Consider the following 18,869-nt stretch of genomic DNA (forward strand, 5'->3'; position numbering starts at 1 on the left):
AATTTGATATTTTTGAATAATTAAGGATGATGGGGGAACCGAAGATGGAAAATGTACTAGAGAGCACTTTATGGGAAATGTTAAAATTAGGAGCATTAACTACAGATGAGAATGAAAAAAAATTGGTAGAGAATATAAAAAATATAGTAAAAAAAGAAAAAAATGATTGTTAGCCCAATTGCTGACAATCATTTTTTATTATGGCCTACAGCAGCCTTCATCATATCCAGTAACATATCTTGTTTTTCTTTTGGCATTTTTTCTAACATGTCAATTAGTTCGTTAAATTCTTTTCTTAATTCAGTGAACTGAACTGCATTTAATTCTGGATCATCAGATCGGCCTAATAAATAATCGACAGATACGTTTAATACATCTGAAATGATAACTAAAGTTTCATTAGATGGTGAACTATAGCCTGTTTCATAATTAGAAATTGTAGTTTTTGTTACTTTAGTTTCCGTATCCAACTTTTCTTTTATTTTTAATGCTAATGCATCTTGTGTTAATCCACGTTTCTTTCTAGAAAGTTTTATTCTCTGCCCTAAAATAGTCATAAATTCACCCCATATATATTATATCCAAAACCGTAAACTGTTTTTCTAATTTGAAAGTACAATTAAATTGTACTTTGTTTGTAAAAGTTTTGCATTAGTTTTTTAAAATTTTGTTTAAAAATCCAAAAAACTCAAATATTATTATTGACAGTACAAAAAACTTGGATATATAATGAGTGTAACAAGTTCAAGAAAGTTGGATTTTAGGAGGTGTCATCATGGGAAAGAAACGACATAATTTAATTAAAGCTCGCAAACGTAAAAATTTTACCCAGGAACAACTAGGAGCATTGATAAATAAACAAAAAACGGTAATCAGTAATTGGGAAACTGGCTACGCAACTCCAACATTAGATGATGCAATGCAAATAGCGCAAATATTAGAAGAAGACATATATAATCTTTTTTTAGGTGTTGAAGTTCAAGAAAATCAAACTTTATTTTGAAAAGTTCAATTGTAGGATGGCTTAAATAAAAAATGAAAAGGAGCTAAAAACATGTACCAAATAAAACAATTACCATTCTCACTGAAAGCAGAGGATGTCCAAGAATTCTTAAATATTTCTCGATCAGCAGCATATGCACTTATGAAGAGAAAGGATTTCCCAACAATTGTGATTGGAAAAAGTAAACGGGTTAAAGCGGAAGATTTTCTTAAATGGGTAGAAGCACAAAAGGTGGGAGCAAATGCTAGTTAAAATTGAATTTCGGATTTTTAACAAAATTACCGTTTGATAAATAAGGAGGTGATTTTGTGGAAGATACAATATCGTTAGTTATATTCGCAATGTTTATCGTATGCAGTGCATTGTTGCTTTATATTACTTACGAACCAATAAAACGATGGGCTTGGAGTGACGTGAAACAAAATAAAAAGACCCATGGCAGTGGGTCCTTTAAGAAAAACAATCTGTTATAAGTATACCACGGAAAGTAGGGGAATAGTACATGGATTTAATCGAATATCAAGTACTATTACCTAATAAGTTCTGGAACTTAGCAGAGAGCAAGGATGAATTAAAGCAAATGATTGAACAGTATTTCAAGGTCGGTTATCCGCATTACAAAATAAAGAAAATTATTAGAAGTGGCGAATCGTACATAGCGATTTGTGAAAGGAAGTGGCTGATTTGAACAACGTAGTTTTACAAATAGGACAGATGAACTTCCGTGGAAATGTCATAGATCATGGTTGGTTTAAAACACTCACACTAGATAACGGAAAACCAAATATGGTCGCGATTTCCATATTAGGAGAGGTTGTTTATTGGTACAAACCTACAGAAGTAAGAGATGAGCATTCAAATAATGTGAGATATAAACAAAAGTTTAAAGCGGATACGCTTCAAAAGAGTTATCAGCAATTTGCAGATTCATTTGGTTTTACAAAAAGACAAGTAAAAGATGCATGTGATTATTTGAAGGACAGAAGGTTAGTCCGTATCGAGTTTCGTACGGTATTTGTAAATGGAACTAGATGTAACAATGTAATGTTTATAGAGCCCATTCCTGAAGAAATACAAAAAATATCAATTTTATATTGGGAGAATGGCACCCCTCCTACATTAGAACGTAAGAGGGTATTACAACCAAATGTACAACCCTCTTACGATAAAACGGAAGAGCCTCCTACATTGAAACGTAAGACAAATACAGAGATTACTACAAAGAATACTACAGAGAATGTAAGTAGTAGTATATTCTCTTTCTACGAAAATAATTTCGGTATTTTAAATTCATTCATAGCCGAGAGTATTTCGCAATGGATAAACGATACAAGTGAAGAACTTGTACAAGCAGCTATGGAGCGTACTTTGAAACAGCAGAAGAAATGGAACTATGCTGAGGGTATTTTAAAACAGTGGATTAACAATAACGTGAAGACTTTAAAAGATGTTGAAGCTTTAGAAGCGGAATATCAACGAAATAAAGGAGTGAAAAAGCGTGTCGGAATCAATCGGAAGAGTGATGACTCGGATAGTGAATACATCGGCTTGTAGTGAAGAAACGGAAGGATATACATGCGAACACTGTAATAAATATATCGCAGCAATTACTGTAGAAGTTCCGCAGTTACGTATTAAAAATAAAATACTTCCTACATGTGAGTGTGTTGTAGAACGTGAAGAAGCTAAAATACGTGAAGCTCAAAATTTTGCTAAGAAGAGAGAAATAGAAAAGTTGTTCAGCATTAGTAACTTAGGAGAAAGGTTCTCCAAAAGTACATTTGAATCGTTTCTAGATAGAAATGGATCAGAGACAGCTTATAAAGTAGCAGTGAAATACATGAAGACTTTTAAAGAGTGGAACGGGGAATCATTAATGCTTTGGGGAGAACCTGGTAATGGTAAAACACACTTAGCAGCCGCGATTGTAAATGAGCTTTCTAAAAAAGGATACATTGTCGTATTTCAAAGCGTTCCAGAATTATTACAACGTATTCGCAGCACGTTTAACAGCGAAAACAAAGAAAATGAAACACAAATTATGAGAGCTCTTTTAGAATGCGACTTACTTATATTAGATGATATTGGAGCGGAAAAAACTACGGAATGGGTAGAAGAAAAATTGTTTAATATTATTGATGGTCGGTATAGAAAAGAACTCCCTACTTTATATACGAGTAATTTGGAACCAAAAGAGTTGAAAAATCAAGTTGGAAAACGTTCATATGACCGAATGGTTGAAACAAGTCTAACTGTAAAAAATGAAGCGGCGAGTTATAGAAGAGAGATAGCAAAGCAACGTTTACAAAGGTTTATTGAAGTATAAAAGGAGGAAATAAAAATGTGCGTATTATGTCATGATACAGGGATTATTCGTAAAGAAACTTATCCAGGTGTAATTGAAACGAACGGTTGTAATTGTGAAGTGGCAAAGCGACAGCAAGCGGAAAACGATAAGCGTTGGAAAGCGTACTTAATTAAATTCGAGTCAATGAAACAAGAATTACAACGTAAACAGCAACAAAAAGTTAGCTAACAAGAAAAGGGGGATTTCAGTCGTATGAAGCCTACGAAAGTTGAAATCGATGTTACTGATAATAAAATTTATGTGGTCAAGAATGGTGAGGTTACGCCACTGAATCCTCCAGTAACAGGGTTCGGGGAACAAGTAATCACTTGGCAAGGCGGAAAAGTTGATCGTGTTTCAACTACGATCACAGAAAAAATTAAATAACTGGGGATGCGATTATGAAGCAATTAACAATCGATGATGTTATAGGTAGTTTCAATTACAACGCGATAAGCACCAGTGAAAAGTTTTTGAATCCAAGCTATGAGGTCCATTTTTACGATAAAGAGGAACGGCAAAAGATGGATTGTTTTGATGCTAAAACTGAAACTGACGCTTGGAATGCAACAATAGAAGAGCATGGAAAAGGTATTCAGAAGATTAGGATAACTCATTCGAATCGTACCAGAGCTGAATTTCTGGCACTGGATTAGGAGGAAAAGTGATGGCTTTCAATCGTTGGTTAACTGATGAGGAATATCAGCAAGCTGAATCAAACGGTATTAGCAGAAGGGTTCTTTACATGAGAATGTACAGATACGGTTGGGAACTACAAGAAGCATTGACCACACCACCAAGAACATATTGGCATATGAACGAAGGGAAAAGCAATAAGTGGTTGGAATTGGCAACGGAAAACGGAATCAATTCAAGTACTTTTTATAGCAGGGTAAATAATGGTTGGGATCCTAAAGATGCAGCAAGTATTCCGACGCGTAAACAAATGGACAGGAAGGAACTTGTTAAGATTGCCGAATCCCATGGCATCAGCGTAAGTACTTTCAGATCTAGATTGAGTTATGGATGGGAACCGATAAAAGCAGCTACAACACCAGCTAAGGCGAAAAAGAAAAATATTATTTAAGAGGAGTAGATGAAAATGAAAATAATGGGAAACGGTGTATTAGAAGCAACGAAATTAATGAGCAAAGCAAAGGAAGGACAAGCCTTAATGAACAACAATCAAATTTCTGAATTAGATCAATATCAAGAAGCGGCATTACGTACATGGAATACAAATCAGGATTTTGGTGGACGTGTTTTAAATGCAGCATTAGGCATTTCGGGAGAAGCTGGTGAGGTTGCTGATATTGTAAAAAAAGCTATTTTCCACGGTCATGGATTTGATCCGGCTCATTGTCCAGGAGAAGAAGAAGGGAATACGCATAAAATCGCTTTAGAGCTGGGAGACATCTTATACTACATTTCGATTATGTCTCACGAAATGGGATATACCTTAGAAGATATCGCTCAAATGAATATTGCAAAATTAGCTAAAAGATATCCGGATGGTTTTAGTAGAGAAGCAAGCCAAGCACGTGTAGATGTAAAGTAAGACAAAATTTGAATTTTATTAAGAAATGGGGCTGTGTGAAATGGAGAAAAAGATTGATTTAATCAAAGAGAAACTGTCTACTGGGAAAGCTCGCTTTGAGGGTGGAAAAACCATAGTCGAGGTAAGCTTATCTGACTTAAATGAATTACTCAGTTTAGCTTATGACATAAATAATTATCGTTTAAATTGCGTGTGGAATTTAGAGCAAGCATCAAAGGGATGTAAAGAGTACGAAATGCGCAATGAAAAATATCAGGAATCGTTAAATTTGATAAAAGGAATAACGAATGGAGTAGACAATGCCATTGTTAAAAATGTGAACAGAATAGCAACTGAATCATTAACATAACTAAACAAAAGCGTTATTTTAATCGAAAAGGGGAATGAATCATGTTGAAAAAGGGCGATAAAGTTGTAATGCATACATGCGGAGAAGCGGGGCATTACAACGGTAAGATTTGGACTTGTAAAACAGATCAATATGAAGCGAGTAGCGGATCTCAAGTTGTGTTTTTAGAAGGTTTCAGTGGTTATTTTCTAGCGGAGTATCTTCAGATAGTTCATTTAGATAGTGTTGAAAAAGAAGTAAAACCAATCAATGATTTAATGAAATTTATAGATATCACAAAAGAAGTATTCAAAGGTGCGTTTATTAACAGAAACAATGAATTGATATTCGACAGACGTTCTAACCTTTATTTCAGATTAGATGATGTAGAAACAGTTTTAGAGTTTAAATGCAAGATGATGGCTTGGTTATCGAGACCAATTACGAAGAGCTTGAGTGACTACAAAGCTAGAATCATATTAAAAAGATTCAATGAGTTGTTAGGGACAAACTTCAGTAAAGCTGATATGGAACTTATTTATGACAGGCTAGGTAATGACGTTGCTAGACCACTATGCATCAAATTCATTGAAACAAATTATGATTTGTCATTATTAAAACGATAAAGGGGAATGAGAAATGGCTACAGTTACAAATCATGTATTAAGTCAAATCAATGCAGAATGGCAGCAACAGGGAAATGATGCTTATGCATTTTTAACAAATGTCCTACTTTGTCCATTTCTATATAAACATCTAGAAGATGAGGGAATTCTAGAAAAACAAACAGATCAGGATGAAGAGTGGTTTGTTTTTGATCCAAATAAGTTTAATAACATTGAGAATGGCAATTACTTTGAGATACCAATTTTCAAGGAAGAGATAGATGAGTTAATAGCGTACGAATTCGAGTGATTTACAACAAAATAGTTATTTGAAAGTAAATAAAAAAAGAGCACACATATAAGTGTGCTTCTAGACTAAAAGGTTTGAACGTATGGACTGGAGTGCCCTACACAATATTATATGCTTGTCTGATTAAAAGGTGAAAAGTTTTTATATAAAGACGTTATTTAATCATGAAGTACAAAAGAGCACTTATAGAAGTGCTCTGGATAAAAGCTATCCCTCTTGCTGGTAGAGGTACATGGTATTATATGTGAGATTTTTATAAGGGTGAAAAAATTTAATAAAAATGCTATCTGGTTGGAGATTAAAAATACCATACGTAGCCTAAAAAAAGTGAGAATATAACTAAAAGCATAAATAAAAAATATTTAAGAATTTTGAGGGATGTTTTCATTACTTAACTCCTGATTTTTGGGTATTTTATGTGGCTAGGTAGATGTTTATTCAACTAAACAAAAAATTCATTTTGCCATAAATAAAAAGGCGGTTGTTTCCGCAACTACCTTTTTATAAAACAGAGCAACTTTTTCATAAATAAAATATGAACGATTCCTGAAACAGGTTATAGGATATAATCTATTTTTATAATGAAAGTGACGAGCTCAGGTTGGTACAAGAAAGGATTGACTATATTTTTTATAAAATCCTACTTATAACAGTCACAAATAAAAGAGCAGCTAGCAAAAGCTAACTGCTGGATACAAAGAAGAAGTGAAGGAATACATGGACGGTTAAATGAATTCTGGCCTATCGCCCATATATAGTATGTGTTTAATATTAAGGAATATTCAGATGTATAAAAATCAAAAAAAGAGCACCTTCGAACAGTGCTCTTTCTCGGAGTGAATAGTCAAGTAAACTTATAAATGGAGGTGTATCAAAATTTACTCTATCTAAAATATGCGTGTTTATATAAAAAGGTACCGCCAAAAAACGAGCAGCTAGTAAAAGCCAACTGCTCCATTCCAAAAGAAAAGGTTCCAGGCTGCAAACACTGTTAAGAAAGCAGCTTATGAATAGTATGTACAAAGTTATGGTAATTATTCAAATGAATAAAGGACAGTTAGCGCAAGCTAACTGTCCAACCCTTAAAGAAAGGAAGGAATTAATGGGTATATAAAAATTCCTCACCTATAGTGTTAACGAAATATTGAGTTTTATTCAGAAGGGACCAAAATATTGTGAGTAATTTTAACGGGGAGAAGTTAACGGAACTTCGGCATTTATTCGGAATGACCCAAGGACAAGTTTCTGAATTGTTAAGTGTTGATATTAATAAGTTGATTGAGATAGAGCGATCGAGAATCATTCCATCGTTTAATCAAATACAAGTGCTTTGCAAGAGGTTTCATGTTAAACCAAAGTATTTTTATAGCGAATCATTTGTAACTATTGTGGTAAATCCGAGTTATATTTCTTTTCGATACTAAAAAGGAGGTAGAGAAAAATGAAAGTAGTACAGTGGTTAGCCTTTATTTACTGGTCCATTACTGGAATTATGATGTTTTTCGGATATGAGCCAGCGCTAGGGTTACTAATAGCATCTTGTTTTATTTCAGCACTTGTCTTTCTTGATGGTGCTACAAGATAAATTCAAACAAAATAATCCTTTTGTAGATAAGAGAAAATAAAAAAAGAGCGCCTTTTAAAGGCGCTCTTTGATGAATCACTATAACATTCATATAATGTTAATGTTTGTGAGTCATGAACAAATGAATGCTTCAACAAGTAAGGATTCTATGTACTATATGCAATGTTTTAAAAATTGGTGTGGAAAAATAGAAAAATAATTAGTGAGAAGTATCTATTCCCTTAAATTATGATAAACAAATAGAGTGTGCTTGTATTATTCACATAATTTTAGATTGGAAAAATGAAAAGAACGCCTTTTAAAGGCGCTCTTTGATGAATCACTATAACATTCATATAATGTTAATGTTTGTGAGTCATGAACAAATGAATGTTTCAACAAGTAAGGATTCTATGTACTATATGCAATGTTTTAAAAATTGGTGTGGAAAAATAGAAAAATAATTAGTGAGAAGTATCTATTCCCTTAAATTATGATAAACAAATAGAGTGTGTTTGTATTATTCACATAATTTTAGATTGGAAAAATGAAAAGAACGCCTTTTAAAGGCGCTCTTTGATGAATCACTATAACATTCATATAATGTTAATGTTTGTGAGTCATGAACAAATGAATGTTTCAACAAGTAAGGATTCTATGTACTATATACGATATTTTTTAAAAATATTGTAGAAAATGAAAAATAATTAGTTGGCGGAGTTAAAGTGATTTTTGGAAAAATACACGTTTATATTAGGGGATTAATCTAAGCATTAAATATATTCGTACGTATAATTATAATATGTGAGCTGTGAACGTAATCAACTTGAATTTCCAATTTGATTATTAGTAGCTATTTTTATTCTAAGGAAAATTCAGGTGCCTAGATATTTATTGGTATTAAAAAATAATTCTTAGTTTAAAAATAATCTCTCAAAATATTAAATAAGGAGGAAACAAATGAATAGTAATAATTGTTTTGGTCACAATAATTGTAATCCAATCGTTTTTACATCAGACTGTTGTGATAATCCGCAAACAGTACCAATTACTAGTCAGCAATTGGGACAACTAATAACATTATTAAACTCATTAATAACAGCTATCGCTGCATTCTTTGCAGATCCAAGTGATGCAAATAGATTAACATTACTCAATTTATTTACTCAACTACTAGATTTACTCAATTCGTTAGCACCATCTCCAGAAGGTAATTATTTAAAACAATTAATTCAAAGTATAATAACTTTACTACAATCTCCAAACCCAGACCTAGGTCAATTAGCATCGTTGTTACAACAATTTTATAGTGCACTTGCACCATTCTTCTTCTCATTAATTCTTGACCCTGCAAGTTTACAACTCCTATTAAACTTATTAACTCAATTAATTGGTGCTACTCCAGGAGCAGGAGCGACAGGTCCAACAGGAGCAACGGGAGCGACAGGCCCGACAGGTCCAGCAGGGACTGGTGGTGGAGCAGGTCCAACAGGAGACACAGGTCCAGCAGGTCCGACGGGTCCAACAGGAGACACAGGTCTAGCAGGCCCGACAGGTCCAACAGGAGACACAGGTCTAGCAGGCCCGACAGGTCCAACAGGAGACACAGGTTTAGCAGGCCCGACAGGTCCAACAGGAGCAACAGGAGGTGCGGGAGCAGGGTCCATCATTCCTTACGCATCTGGAATTCCAGCAGTACTAGTAACGGTTCTTGGAGGGCTAGCTGATACAGGGACAGTTCTAGGGTTTGGAAACTCGTTTGTTGGTGTTCAAGTAGGTGGTGGCTCAATCAACTTAAGTCCATTAATTACTGATTTTGCATTTGTGGCACCTCGAGCGGGTACAATTACTTCATTAGCTGGCTTCTTCAGTGCAACAGCAGCAATATCTTTACTAGGTAACGTGCAAATTGAATTGCAATTGTACAGCGCACCAGCGACAAGCAATACCTTTACTCCAGTAGGTACACCGTTGTTATTAGCTCCAGCATTGAATATTATTAATATTGGTACTACTTCGACAGGTATAAGTGCACAAGCGATTCCGGTAGCTGCACAAGACAAAATATTATTAGTTGTTTCTACAAATACACTCGGTTTAAGTTTAGCCTCTGTTATTGCAGGATTTGTGAGTGCAGGTATTACATTCGAATAGTATTTAATATATGTCTTGGTTAAAAAATAGTTGTAAAAAGAGGTTGTCAAAAAGTATTTATAGAATTACTTTTAAAGGCAATCTCTTTTTATATGAATTCTATATTTAGCTGTATGAATTTTTGTTAATTTGTATACTTAGTAAATCAATTAAACAGCTTGAAAAGTAAGATTAAATGTATAATAATTATGTTGAAGAAAGTTTTATATTATGAATTTACTTAGTCAAAGAAAATAAGGAATAAATATAAAAAAGAATAAAGTTCGGCTAGAAAACTAGAGGACACCAATTCATTAAAGCAGCAATTAAAGCTGTTTTAGAATGGGTGTCCTTTTTATTTTGAAAAGGGAGATGGGGAAATGAAGGTGTTAAAGGATTAGTCACGTGAGTGGAAAAAGCAATCCAAATCAGCAAAGAAGAAATGCAAGAAAAAGCGAAAAGAGAAATTTAGTACTCGTGAAATTGAAGAGTTAATGGGAGTTCATGGGCCACGTTATGAACACAGACGTGGAGCAGTAAGACAAAAATAATAACAATGGAGGAATTTAATATGAATAAACAATTATCATTTAAAATGCCTGTTTTAGATGAAGAAGAGACAAAAAATGAAGTTGAAAAAGTATTTGAGGAGTATCGTATGTATTTATCTCAAATGCCAAGTGACATTTTACCAAAAGTAACTGCATCGTATTCAATTGTTCCTCCATCCGTAACAAATGAATTCAACAGTTCTACAGAAAACATAGCGATTGAAAGGTTAAAATATGAAATGGCTAGAAATAAATTTATGAATTGGGTTCATAGAGCTGTAAACAGATTACCAAAAAGAGAAAGACAGATCATTCATATGTATTATATGGAAGAAGAGAAGGGCTATAATCCGGACATAATGGATGAAGTGAGATTAGGTAGAACTACGTATTATAAAGTGAAAGGGAAAGCTTTATTACGTTTAGCTTTCAGTTTGCGAAAAGAAGTGTATAAACAGAAGGCACAAACTGAAGAGGTAGAAGTAGTATGAACATTGTACAGCCGATAAGAGACAAAGAAATGATTAAAGAACTAAAAGAATATTTCAAGGAACAGAATGAACGTAATTACATTCTGTTTCTTCTTGGTATTAATACAGGATTACGTATTTCAGATATTCTACGCTTGCGAGTACGTGACGTTGAAGGATGGAATATTTTTATTCGTGAAAAGAAAACGAATAAGATTAAAGATGTAAAGATGCCATCTGATTTAAAGAAAGCATTAAGAGATTATACAAAAGGAAAACTAAAGAATGAATTTCTCATCAAAAGTAGGAATGGTAAGAACAAGCCAATTACGAGATCGATGGCATACGTCATATTGAATCAAGCAGCGCAGGAGTTTGGATTAGAACGTATTGGGACTCATTCACTTAGAAAGACATATGGGTATCATCATTATAAACAGTTTAAAGATGTAGTTGCTTTACAACAAATGTTAAATCACACAGATCAGAAAGAGACATTAAGATATATAGGAATCCAACAAGATACATTAAATGATTATCAAAGGAAATTTAGAATCTAATTCTTGTATTTTTTTATCACTTATTGAATTAGCTTTAAACTGAAAGTGTCAAATTCATTTTGATGAAATGCCAGAAAGCTTGATAGCTCTAAGAAAAAACAGGATAGGCTAACTCAACACAATCTAGTTTATAGCTAATTCATTTTTATAGATTATGAATCATAAATACTAAAAACCATGGAAAAAGGTGAGGAAAATGTATGATTTTTTTTGGTAAAATGTGAGATATAAAGGAGATGATAATAGTGGATAAAATATATCATATAAGGAATACAGCAATACATAATGAGATGAAACAAGGAGAAATAATTCAATGTGGCCAAGAATTGAATCCATTCATGGCACCATATTATAAAGATGATATGTATTTTTCGAGTAATCAAGCTCATTTAATTCGATTGTTGGGATATTATTGGCATTTTGCAAGGGAGACTGCTTTTGAAGAGGTGAGAAAAGAAAGTTTCCCTTCTTTACCATCAAGACATAAATGTTTATTTGCTACTTCAGAGGAAGGATTGAGATATTGGATTGAAGAATTTAATCATCCGAAATATCAAGTTGCTGAGATTCAAGTAGCAGGTGAGGTGTTCAAAGGAGACGCATCATTTGTGAATGGACAAGGTTTATCTTTAAATACAGTTAAGCAAAAAGCTGAGAGGTATTGGAATGGAGAATCTTTAGATAATAGTAAGATAGAATATCTTATAGATGGAGAGGTCCAGATAGTTAAGATATTAAATGAGAAAGATATCAAACAGTTATTAAAGTTCAACTAAAAACGCGAACTATTCGCGGACAATCTGCGAACTATTTACGGACACGTTTTGGTTTTTAACATGATATATTTGTATTGTGAGAAGTGGCGGAAAACACAACTCACTATGTTGTTTCTAAATTTCTAAACGGCTTCATAATGACGGCACATAAAATCCGAAACCAGCAGATGGTACTGATTGAATGTTACCGTTAATAAGGAGAGCTTTTGCTCTTCTTCCAGTTACTTAATAATGTTGAAGCAGATGAATGTAACAACATTAGGTGATTGGAAAAAGAATAAAACTTCACGTACCACAATTGAAATATAAATGAATAATTGAGAAAAAAGCATCCATTCGGGTGCTTTTTATTTTTGGAGGGATGAAGGATGGAAAAACAAAATATTGTTTCAGCTCAAATCGATATTGATACGACAGAAGCGAAGGCGAATATCGAAGAACTTACATTAGCTATCAACGAATGTGTAAGTGCGTTTGAGAGGTTAGAAAAGGTTATGAACAAGTATACAGGTGAAGCTGAAACCGTTGAATTATATCTTGATGGTAAAGCTGTAGCTCAAACGATAGTTCAAAGTGATGACTGAAAATAAAACAACACAACAACGAAAGTTCTACGATAAGTATAAAAGGGATAAAGAAGCGAAGAAATTCTACGACAGCACAGCATGGCGAAGGTGTAGAGAGTTAGCATTGATACGAGACAACTACCGTTGCCAAGAGTGCATGAAGCACGATCCATTGATGCCAATACCTGCTGATATGGTTCATCATATCAAAGAAAGAAATGAGTATCCTGAACTTGCATTAACATTAGATAATTTAATTAGTTTATGTAATGCATGTCACAACAAAGAACATCCTGAAAAGGGTGGAGGAAAAAAGAAAAGTAAAAGGAAGATTCAATTCGTAAAAGTAAAAGCAAACAAAGAATTCATATAGCCCCCCTCCTTTTATTGTTGAGAGCCGTTTCCGCCCAGACCGGACGCCTCCTTCGTGGGTAGCGCAAGTGATGTTTCTAAAGGGGGGTAAAGCCTGAAAATAAGAGCTTTTTATTTCTGAATTGGTACTTTTTATCCATAAAATGTAAGTGAGGTGATATCGTGGATAAAGGATTGATTGAGAGGAAACCGCCTACGCATTTAAAAAAGGTAGGAAAAGATACTTGGATTCGTATTTGGTCTGTTTTAGAAGTTGAAGGAAAGGCTGATATCAATGATCCTATTGTAGTTGAAGCGATTGCCTTCAGTTATCAAATGTTTAGAGAGATGGCAGCTAATGTTAAAAAAGAAGGCCTGACGATGGAGTATACAAATAAAGCTGGTGCTACAAATCTGACTAAGCACACTTTGATACCAGAGATACCTAAATATTTACAACAGATTCGACAATATTTAGGGGAGCTAGGGTTGACTGGGGCAAGTCGAAAAAAGCTTCAGGAAGAGCTAACTGGAGATTCTGATGATGATTACGACAACTTCTAAGCCCTCTGAAATAGCTAAGTGGTATAAAAATTGGCGAAATGAGCAGATACAGCACTTTAATATTTTGGTAGATCCATCTCCTGAACTAAGAACAACTTGGTATGCAGAACAAGTTGTGAAAGGAAACATAATAGCTAGTAAGAAAAATGTCTTGTCTTGTCAACGTCATCTAAACGATTTGAGGAGACAGGGGACTGAGGAGTTCCCCTGGGTTTTTGATGAAGAAAAAGCGCATCGACCTATACGATATATAGAAAAGTTTTGTCGTCCATCAAAAGGTGATTATAAAAGGTTGGTTCTTCAACCGTGGCAACACTTTGTTATAGGTTCTTTGTATGGATGGATTCATAAAGATACAGGTTATAGGCGCTTTCGTGAGGGCCTTATTTTTATTGGACGTAAAAATGGAAAAACTACAATGATTTCTGGCTTATCTAATTATGCTGTTGCTAAAGATAATGAACCAGGTGCTCGTGTTTATGTTTTAGCAAATACAAAACAACAAGCTGGGGAGTTATTTGATGAAAGTCGTGCAATGGTTCAAAAATCACCCCTTCTTCGGAAACATTTACGCGAAAATCAGAAAGGTATTTTCCATGATAAAACGCATTCTAAAATTGAACCTCGTGCATCAGATAGTAAGAAACTAGACGGATTAAATACACATCTTGGTATTTTTGATGAAATACATGAATTCAAAAACTTTAAGTTAATTAATGTTATAAAAAAATCACGTGGTGCACGTAAACAACCAATGATTGTTTATATCACTACGGCAGGATATCAGCTTGAAGGACCACTTGTTCAATACTATGAAATTGCAACTGATGTTTTGGAAGGAGTTATCGACCAAGATAGAAAGTTTTATTTCATGGCCGAAATGGATAGTGTGGATGAAATTGAGAATCCTGAACTATGGATTAAAGCAAATCCTAATATGGGAGTTTCGCTAGATCTTCCATCGCTTATTGATGACTGGAATACAGACAAGCATACAGATGCGGAAAAGAATGACTGGATTACAAAACAATTTAACATCTTTGTTGATAATGATGAAATGTCCTTTGTAGGTATTGAGATATTAAAAAGAAATGAAGAAGTTATTGATATAAAGACATTAGCTGGTAAAGAATGTGTTGCAGGTTATGATTTATCCGCAACAGAAGATTTTACAAGCGCTTGTTTAGAGTTCCCTTTAGATGATGGAAATGTTTTTGTGCTATCTCATAGTTGGGTTCCGCAGGCTAAAGTTGATCGTGATAACGAGAATATTAGTTTCAAAGAATTTAAAGACAAAGGTTGGCTCACTATTATCCCTGGTGAGTATGTGAAATATGAGTATGTGTATGATTGGTTTGTCGAGCAATCTGAACAATATTTTATAAAGAAAATCACTTATGATCCAGCCAATGCTTACCGTTTAAATGAAGATTTGAAAGCATATGGATTTAAAACCGAACCAGTTCGACAAGGGCATTTAACTTTAAGCCCAGCATTAAAGGATGTAAAAGAATTGTTGTTGGATGGAAAAATAATCAGTAATAAAAACCGTCTTTTTCGTTGGTATATGAATAATGTAAAGCTTGTGGAAGACAGAAATGGGAACTTTTTACCATCTAAACAGAGTAAATATCGAAAGATTGATGGATTTGCAGCGTTTTTAAACGCTCATACGGAAGTAATCCCTATGTTATCTCAATTACAAGGTGATGGAAATATTGAATTTATATCAGTTAACGATCTTTTTAAATAGAAAGGCGGTGAGAAATTGAAACTGATTAATCGTGTTAAGGGAGCAATCAAAGGAGCTTCATTGGGATGGAAAGGTGCTGGATATGACTTCACTTCATGGTTTGGAAGGAAGTTTTGGGGTATTGATAATGCGAAGTTAGCTACAAATGAGACGATTTTTAGTGTGATTAGCAGATTATCTAATACGGTAGCATCTTTGCCATTAAAGCTCTATAAGGATTATGACACTGTTGTTAATCAAGTGTCTGATGTTGTGATGAATGAACCTAATCCAAACATGACCGGATTTGAATGGATAAATAAAATTGAAGTTTCAAGAAATGAAACTGGAAATGGATATGCAGCTATTATTCGTGATATTAGATTTCAAGTAGAATCATTAATCCCTATTGAGTCTGCTTATGTAACGCCTTTTTTAAATACGGATGATAATAATTTGTGGTATGAGGTACGTGGAATTGAAGGAACGTATTATATCCACAATATGAACATGTTTCATGTCAAACACATCACAGGTATTTCAAGATGGAAAGGTATTTGTCCCATTGATGTTTTGAGAAATACTCTTGAATATGATAAGGCAGTACAAGAATTTAGTTTGTCAGAAATGCAGAAAAAAGATAGTTTTATTTTGGATTATGCGACGCAGGTAGATAATGAAAAGAGACAAAAAATCATTGATGATTTTAGACGGTTTTATCAAGAGAATGGTGGTATTTTATTCAGGGAACCAGGTGTCAATATAGAAGAGATGGAGCGGAAATACTTCGCTTCAGACACGTTAGCATCCGAACGAATTACACGTTCACGGGTTGCTAACGTTTTTAATGTTCCGGTTACATTTTTAAATGACACGGAAGGGCAAAGTTATAGCAGTAATGAACAGTTGATGATTCAGTTTGTTCAAATGACTTTGACTCCTATTGTTCGTCAGTATGAGCAAGAAATGAATCGTAAGTTGCTGAATAAAAAAGAACGGCAAGAAGGCCATTACTTTAAATTCAACCTTGGAGGGCTGTTAAGAGGTGATACAGCTTCAAGAACAGCTTATTACCAAGCAGCAATTAGGAGTGGATGGTTATCACAAGATGATGTTCGTCAAAAAGAAGATGAACCGCCTGTGGGTGGTAATGCTTCAAAACTTTGGGTAAGTGGTGATTTATATCCGATTGATATGGACCCAACTCAACGGAAGGGGGTGAAAAACGGTGGCAAAGAACAAACAGAATAAGTTTTTTCAAATGAAAGCATCCACCAATGGTAAAACGGCCGATGTTTTTATTTATGGAGAAATTACAAAGTATGCATGGGAAGAGTATGGAGAAGTATCTTCTATTACGTTCAAAAATGAACTTGATGAATTAGGTGACGATATTGAAACGATTAACCTTTACATCAATAGTCCAGGTGGATCTGTCTTTGAAACGATGGCTATTATCGCAATGTTACAAAGGCATCAGGCGAAGGTTATCTCTTATATTGATGGAATAGGCGCTTCATGTGCGTCAGTATTACCAATGATTTCAGACAAAATTATTATGTATGCTAATTCAATGATGATGATACACAATGCATGGACATATGCATCAGGAAATGCCGATCAGTTACGTAAAGCAGCAGATGATATTGAACGTATTAACCAATCGATGGTACAACACTATCTAACCCGTGCTGGTGACAAGTTAGATGAAGATACATTAAAACAATTACTAGATGCAGAGACATGGTTATCAGCTGAAGAAGCAATGGGGTATGGACTTTGTGATGAAATTATCTCAGCAAATAACGCAGCAGCATGTCTAGATGAAAAGTGGATGAAGGAATACAAAAATATTCCACAACAATTAGTTAATGCACAAGCTAACATATCATCAAACGAAATGTTAGAACGACAAAAAATTGCCGAAGAAGCGAAAGCTAATGCGGACTATATAAAAACAATTTTAGGAGGAATTCATTCATGAAAATGAAAAATAAATTTCGATTATCCCTTGGTAACTTTCAATACTTTTCAAAAAATACATTATTTGAATTAAAACAAAATTTATCTACTATTGGTCAACAGCTCCAAAAAGTAGAGAGTGAACTTTCTCAGAAGGCAATTGATCCATCCGCAACCATGGAAAGTCTACAAACGTTACAACAATCTAAGAAAGATCTTCAAATGCGCTTCAATGTAATTAAAGAACAACATGACACGATGGAAGCTGAACAAAAAGCACAATTTCAAACTCAAACTGGTTTACAATCTATTGAAGATCCAAAGCAAAAGGTAATTGCAGCGAAAGCAGAGTTAGTTCGCGCTACAATTCGCGGTGGTACTTTATCGCAAGAAGCACGGGCAGCTCTTGGTGATAAGAACTCAACAGGTGGAGAAAAAATTCTCCCAAGCACAATGACGAATGAATTATTACATGAACCATTCGTTAAAAATCCATTAAGGGAAGTATCTACATTTACAAGTGTAACGAATCTTGAAATTCCTAAAGTTACATTTACATTAGATGATGATGATTTTATTGCTGATACAGATACAGCGAAGGAACTAAAAGCAGAAGGTGATGTTGTAATATTCGGACGTCACAAATTCAAGGTTTTTGTACCTATCTCAGAAACTATTTTAGCGTCAACAGATACAAACTTAGTACAAGTTGTAGATCAGGCGTTAGAAAGTGGTTTAGCAGCAAAAGAAAAGAAAGTGGCATTTACAACAACTCCTAAAGCTGGAGAAGAATCCATGTCATTCTATAAAGCTGGCATTAAAAGTGTTAAAGGTGCTACTTTATATAAAGCTATTAAGTCGGCAGTTGCAGATTTACATGAAGATTTCCGTGCAAATGCAACTATTGAAATGCGTTACGCGGATTATTTAGAAATAATTGAAACACTGGCTAATGGTAGTGCTACTTTATATAATGCTCAACCAGAACAAGTTTTAGGGAAACCAGTTAAGTTCTGTGATTCAGCAGTGAACCCTATTGTGGGTGATTTTAGGTATTCTCACTTCAACTACGATCCAAATATGATTTATGATCGTGACAAAGATGTGAAAACAGGCATTGAATTGTTTGTTTTAACAGCTTGGGTTGATCATAAAATCAAACTGAAATCAGCATTCCGTATTGCTGAAGTACAGACTACACCCTAATCCTCCCCAAGAACCAACAGGATTAAAAGTTGATTCTACAACAGTAACAACGGCCAACATTAGTTGGTCTCCTGTTGTGTATGATGGGGGCATTAGAGAATATCAAATATTACGTAATGGCAAACAAGTAGGAACGTCAGTAGCAACAACTTATAAAGATACAGGATTAACAGGTGATACAACATATTCTTATCAAGTGAAAGCTGTTGGAAATAACGGATTAAGTTCAACATTAAGCGTTGAATTATCAGCGAAAACAAGCGCTTCAGGATCGTAGGTGATA

30 protein-coding genes are annotated in these 18,869 nt (G+C 34.3%); 29 read left to right on the forward strand and 1 reads right to left on the reverse strand.

Going from position 1 to position 18,869, the window contains the following annotated elements; all coding sequences use genetic code 11:
* The first annotated feature begins 44 nt into the window (after positions 1 to 44).
* The gene (locus MKY38_RS02435) at positions 45 to 173 is read left to right on the forward strand and encodes a hypothetical protein (RefSeq protein WP_000432511.1); all 129 of its coding nucleotides are present in this window, start codon (positions 45 to 47) and stop codon (positions 171 to 173) included.
* A gap of 15 nt (positions 174 to 188) precedes the next feature.
* Here MKY38_RS02435 and MKY38_RS02440 read toward each other — a convergent pair whose 3' ends face one another.
* Complete coding sequence (locus tag MKY38_RS02440; RefSeq protein ID WP_000153812.1) at positions 189 to 557, reverse strand: helix-turn-helix domain-containing protein; 369 nt, start codon at positions 555 to 557, stop codon at positions 189 to 191.
* Between the two features lie 218 nt (positions 558 to 775).
* On the opposite strand from MKY38_RS02440, the gene MKY38_RS02445 reads away from it, so the two are divergent.
* The 28 genes from MKY38_RS02445 to MKY38_RS02580 all read left to right on the forward strand — a co-directional run bounded on the left by MKY38_RS02445 (position 776) and on the right by MKY38_RS02580 (position 18,863).
* Positions 776 to 1,003, forward strand: coding sequence for a helix-turn-helix transcriptional regulator (locus MKY38_RS02445; RefSeq protein WP_000516834.1), 228 nt, complete (start codon positions 776 to 778; stop codon positions 1,001 to 1,003).
* A gap of 51 nt (positions 1,004 to 1,054) precedes the next feature.
* Positions 1,055 to 1,255, forward strand: a complete 201-nt coding sequence (locus tag MKY38_RS02450) for a helix-turn-helix domain-containing protein (RefSeq protein ID WP_000284332.1) — start codon at positions 1,055 to 1,057, stop codon at positions 1,253 to 1,255.
* A 56-nt stretch (positions 1,256 to 1,311) separates the two neighbouring features.
* A complete protein-coding gene (locus tag MKY38_RS02455) occupies positions 1,312 to 1,476 on the forward strand; it encodes a hypothetical protein (RefSeq protein ID WP_341047975.1) in 165 nt (54 codons plus the stop codon).
* A gap of 29 nt (positions 1,477 to 1,505) precedes the next feature.
* Positions 1,506 to 1,691 (forward strand): hypothetical protein, encoded by a 186-nt coding sequence (locus MKY38_RS02460; protein ID WP_231009403.1) that lies wholly within the window; start codon positions 1,506 to 1,508, stop codon positions 1,689 to 1,691.
* Positions 1,688 to 2,557, forward strand: a complete 870-nt coding sequence (locus tag MKY38_RS02465; RefSeq protein WP_098785604.1) for a DnaD domain-containing protein — start codon at positions 1,688 to 1,690, stop codon at positions 2,555 to 2,557. Before MKY38_RS02460 ends, MKY38_RS02465 begins: the two co-directional genes overlap by 4 nt.
* Positions 2,526 to 3,329, forward strand: a complete 804-nt coding sequence (locus tag MKY38_RS02470; protein WP_231009444.1) for an ATP-binding protein — start codon at positions 2,526 to 2,528, stop codon at positions 3,327 to 3,329. The genes MKY38_RS02465 and MKY38_RS02470 overlap by 32 nt, the downstream gene beginning before the upstream one ends.
* Before the next feature lie 15 nt (positions 3,330 to 3,344).
* Positions 3,345 to 3,539, forward strand: a complete 195-nt coding sequence (locus tag MKY38_RS02475) for a hypothetical protein (protein WP_098785605.1) — start codon at positions 3,345 to 3,347, stop codon at positions 3,537 to 3,539.
* 24 nt (positions 3,540 to 3,563) lie between these two features.
* Positions 3,564 to 3,737, forward strand: coding sequence for a DUF3954 domain-containing protein (locus MKY38_RS02480; protein WP_000805174.1), 174 nt, complete (start codon positions 3,564 to 3,566; stop codon positions 3,735 to 3,737).
* Positions 3,738 to 3,751: 14 nt separating this feature from the next.
* The gene (locus MKY38_RS02485; protein WP_000811854.1) at positions 3,752 to 4,006 is read left to right on the forward strand and encodes a hypothetical protein; all 255 of its coding nucleotides are present in this window, start codon (positions 3,752 to 3,754) and stop codon (positions 4,004 to 4,006) included.
* A gap of 11 nt (positions 4,007 to 4,017) precedes the next feature.
* A complete protein-coding gene (locus tag MKY38_RS02490; protein WP_098785606.1) occupies positions 4,018 to 4,437 on the forward strand; it encodes a hypothetical protein in 420 nt (139 codons plus the stop codon).
* 15 nt (positions 4,438 to 4,452) lie between these two features.
* A complete protein-coding gene (locus MKY38_RS02495) occupies positions 4,453 to 4,908 on the forward strand; it encodes a nucleoside triphosphate pyrophosphohydrolase family protein (RefSeq protein ID WP_098678686.1) in 456 nt (151 codons plus the stop codon).
* Between the two features lie 40 nt (positions 4,909 to 4,948).
* Positions 4,949 to 5,257, forward strand: coding sequence for a hypothetical protein (locus MKY38_RS02500; protein ID WP_231009404.1), 309 nt, complete (start codon positions 4,949 to 4,951; stop codon positions 5,255 to 5,257).
* A gap of 41 nt (positions 5,258 to 5,298) precedes the next feature.
* A complete protein-coding gene (locus MKY38_RS02505) occupies positions 5,299 to 5,862 on the forward strand; it encodes a hypothetical protein (RefSeq protein WP_231009446.1) in 564 nt (187 codons plus the stop codon).
* Positions 5,863 to 5,875: 13 nt separating this feature from the next.
* The gene (locus tag MKY38_RS02510) at positions 5,876 to 6,151 is read left to right on the forward strand and encodes a hypothetical protein (protein ID WP_231009405.1); all 276 of its coding nucleotides are present in this window, start codon (positions 5,876 to 5,878) and stop codon (positions 6,149 to 6,151) included.
* Between the two features lie 1,175 nt (positions 6,152 to 7,326).
* The gene (locus MKY38_RS02515) at positions 7,327 to 7,575 is read left to right on the forward strand and encodes a helix-turn-helix domain-containing protein (RefSeq protein WP_074602616.1); all 249 of its coding nucleotides are present in this window, start codon (positions 7,327 to 7,329) and stop codon (positions 7,573 to 7,575) included.
* A 17-nt stretch (positions 7,576 to 7,592) separates the two neighbouring features.
* The gene (locus MKY38_RS02520) at positions 7,593 to 7,736 is read left to right on the forward strand and encodes a hypothetical protein (protein ID WP_231009406.1); all 144 of its coding nucleotides are present in this window, start codon (positions 7,593 to 7,595) and stop codon (positions 7,734 to 7,736) included.
* Positions 7,737 to 8,675: 939 nt separating this feature from the next.
* The gene (locus tag MKY38_RS02525) at positions 8,676 to 9,869 is read left to right on the forward strand and encodes an exosporium glycoprotein BclB-related protein (protein ID WP_098208026.1); all 1,194 of its coding nucleotides are present in this window, start codon (positions 8,676 to 8,678) and stop codon (positions 9,867 to 9,869) included.
* A 550-nt stretch (positions 9,870 to 10,419) separates the two neighbouring features.
* A complete protein-coding gene (locus MKY38_RS02530) occupies positions 10,420 to 10,890 on the forward strand; it encodes an ArpU family phage packaging/lysis transcriptional regulator (protein WP_061685176.1) in 471 nt (156 codons plus the stop codon).
* Positions 10,887 to 11,429 carry a tyrosine-type recombinase/integrase gene (locus MKY38_RS02535; protein WP_001028523.1) on the forward strand — a complete coding sequence of 181 codons (543 nt, stop codon included), beginning with the start codon at positions 10,887 to 10,889 and terminating at the stop codon, positions 11,427 to 11,429. Before MKY38_RS02530 ends, MKY38_RS02535 begins: the two co-directional genes overlap by 4 nt.
* 245 nt (positions 11,430 to 11,674) lie before the next feature.
* Positions 11,675 to 12,205, forward strand: coding sequence for a DUF2441 domain-containing protein (locus MKY38_RS02540; RefSeq protein WP_231009407.1), 531 nt, complete (start codon positions 11,675 to 11,677; stop codon positions 12,203 to 12,205).
* 368 nt (positions 12,206 to 12,573) lie between these two features.
* A complete protein-coding gene (locus MKY38_RS02545; RefSeq protein ID WP_231009408.1) occupies positions 12,574 to 12,789 on the forward strand; it encodes a hypothetical protein in 216 nt (71 codons plus the stop codon).
* Entirely contained in the window at positions 12,782 to 13,144 is a 363-nt protein-coding gene (locus MKY38_RS02550) for an HNH endonuclease (protein WP_231009445.1), read from the forward strand. Before MKY38_RS02545 ends, MKY38_RS02550 begins: the two co-directional genes overlap by 8 nt.
* 161 nt (positions 13,145 to 13,305) lie before the next feature.
* Positions 13,306 to 13,686, forward strand: coding sequence for a phage terminase small subunit P27 family (locus tag MKY38_RS02555; protein WP_000357492.1), 381 nt, complete (start codon positions 13,306 to 13,308; stop codon positions 13,684 to 13,686).
* Positions 13,667 to 15,439, forward strand: a complete 1,773-nt coding sequence (locus MKY38_RS02560; protein ID WP_231009409.1) for a terminase large subunit — start codon at positions 13,667 to 13,669, stop codon at positions 15,437 to 15,439. The genes MKY38_RS02555 and MKY38_RS02560 overlap by 20 nt, the downstream gene beginning before the upstream one ends.
* 15 nt (positions 15,440 to 15,454) lie before the next feature.
* On the forward strand, positions 15,455 to 16,669 hold the full coding sequence (locus tag MKY38_RS02565; protein WP_098451263.1) for a phage portal protein: 1,215 nt from the start codon (positions 15,455 to 15,457) through the stop codon (positions 16,667 to 16,669).
* The gene (locus MKY38_RS02570; protein WP_231009410.1) at positions 16,647 to 17,402 is read left to right on the forward strand and encodes a head maturation protease, ClpP-related; all 756 of its coding nucleotides are present in this window, start codon (positions 16,647 to 16,649) and stop codon (positions 17,400 to 17,402) included. The genes MKY38_RS02565 and MKY38_RS02570 overlap by 23 nt, the downstream gene beginning before the upstream one ends.
* Positions 17,399 to 18,586 (forward strand): phage major capsid protein, encoded by a 1,188-nt coding sequence (locus MKY38_RS02575; protein ID WP_059303835.1) that lies wholly within the window; start codon positions 17,399 to 17,401, stop codon positions 18,584 to 18,586. Before MKY38_RS02570 ends, MKY38_RS02575 begins: the two co-directional genes overlap by 4 nt.
* Complete coding sequence (locus MKY38_RS02580) at positions 18,561 to 18,863, forward strand: fibronectin type III domain-containing protein (protein WP_142317750.1); 303 nt, start codon at positions 18,561 to 18,563, stop codon at positions 18,861 to 18,863. Before MKY38_RS02575 ends, MKY38_RS02580 begins: the two co-directional genes overlap by 26 nt.
* Positions 18,864 to 18,869 lie beyond the last annotated feature (6 nt).

This window comes from Bacillus sp. FSL R5-0585 (genome assembly GCF_038004545.1).
Classification (GTDB): Bacteria; Bacillota; Bacilli; order Bacillales; family Bacillaceae_G; genus Bacillus_A; species Bacillus_A cereus.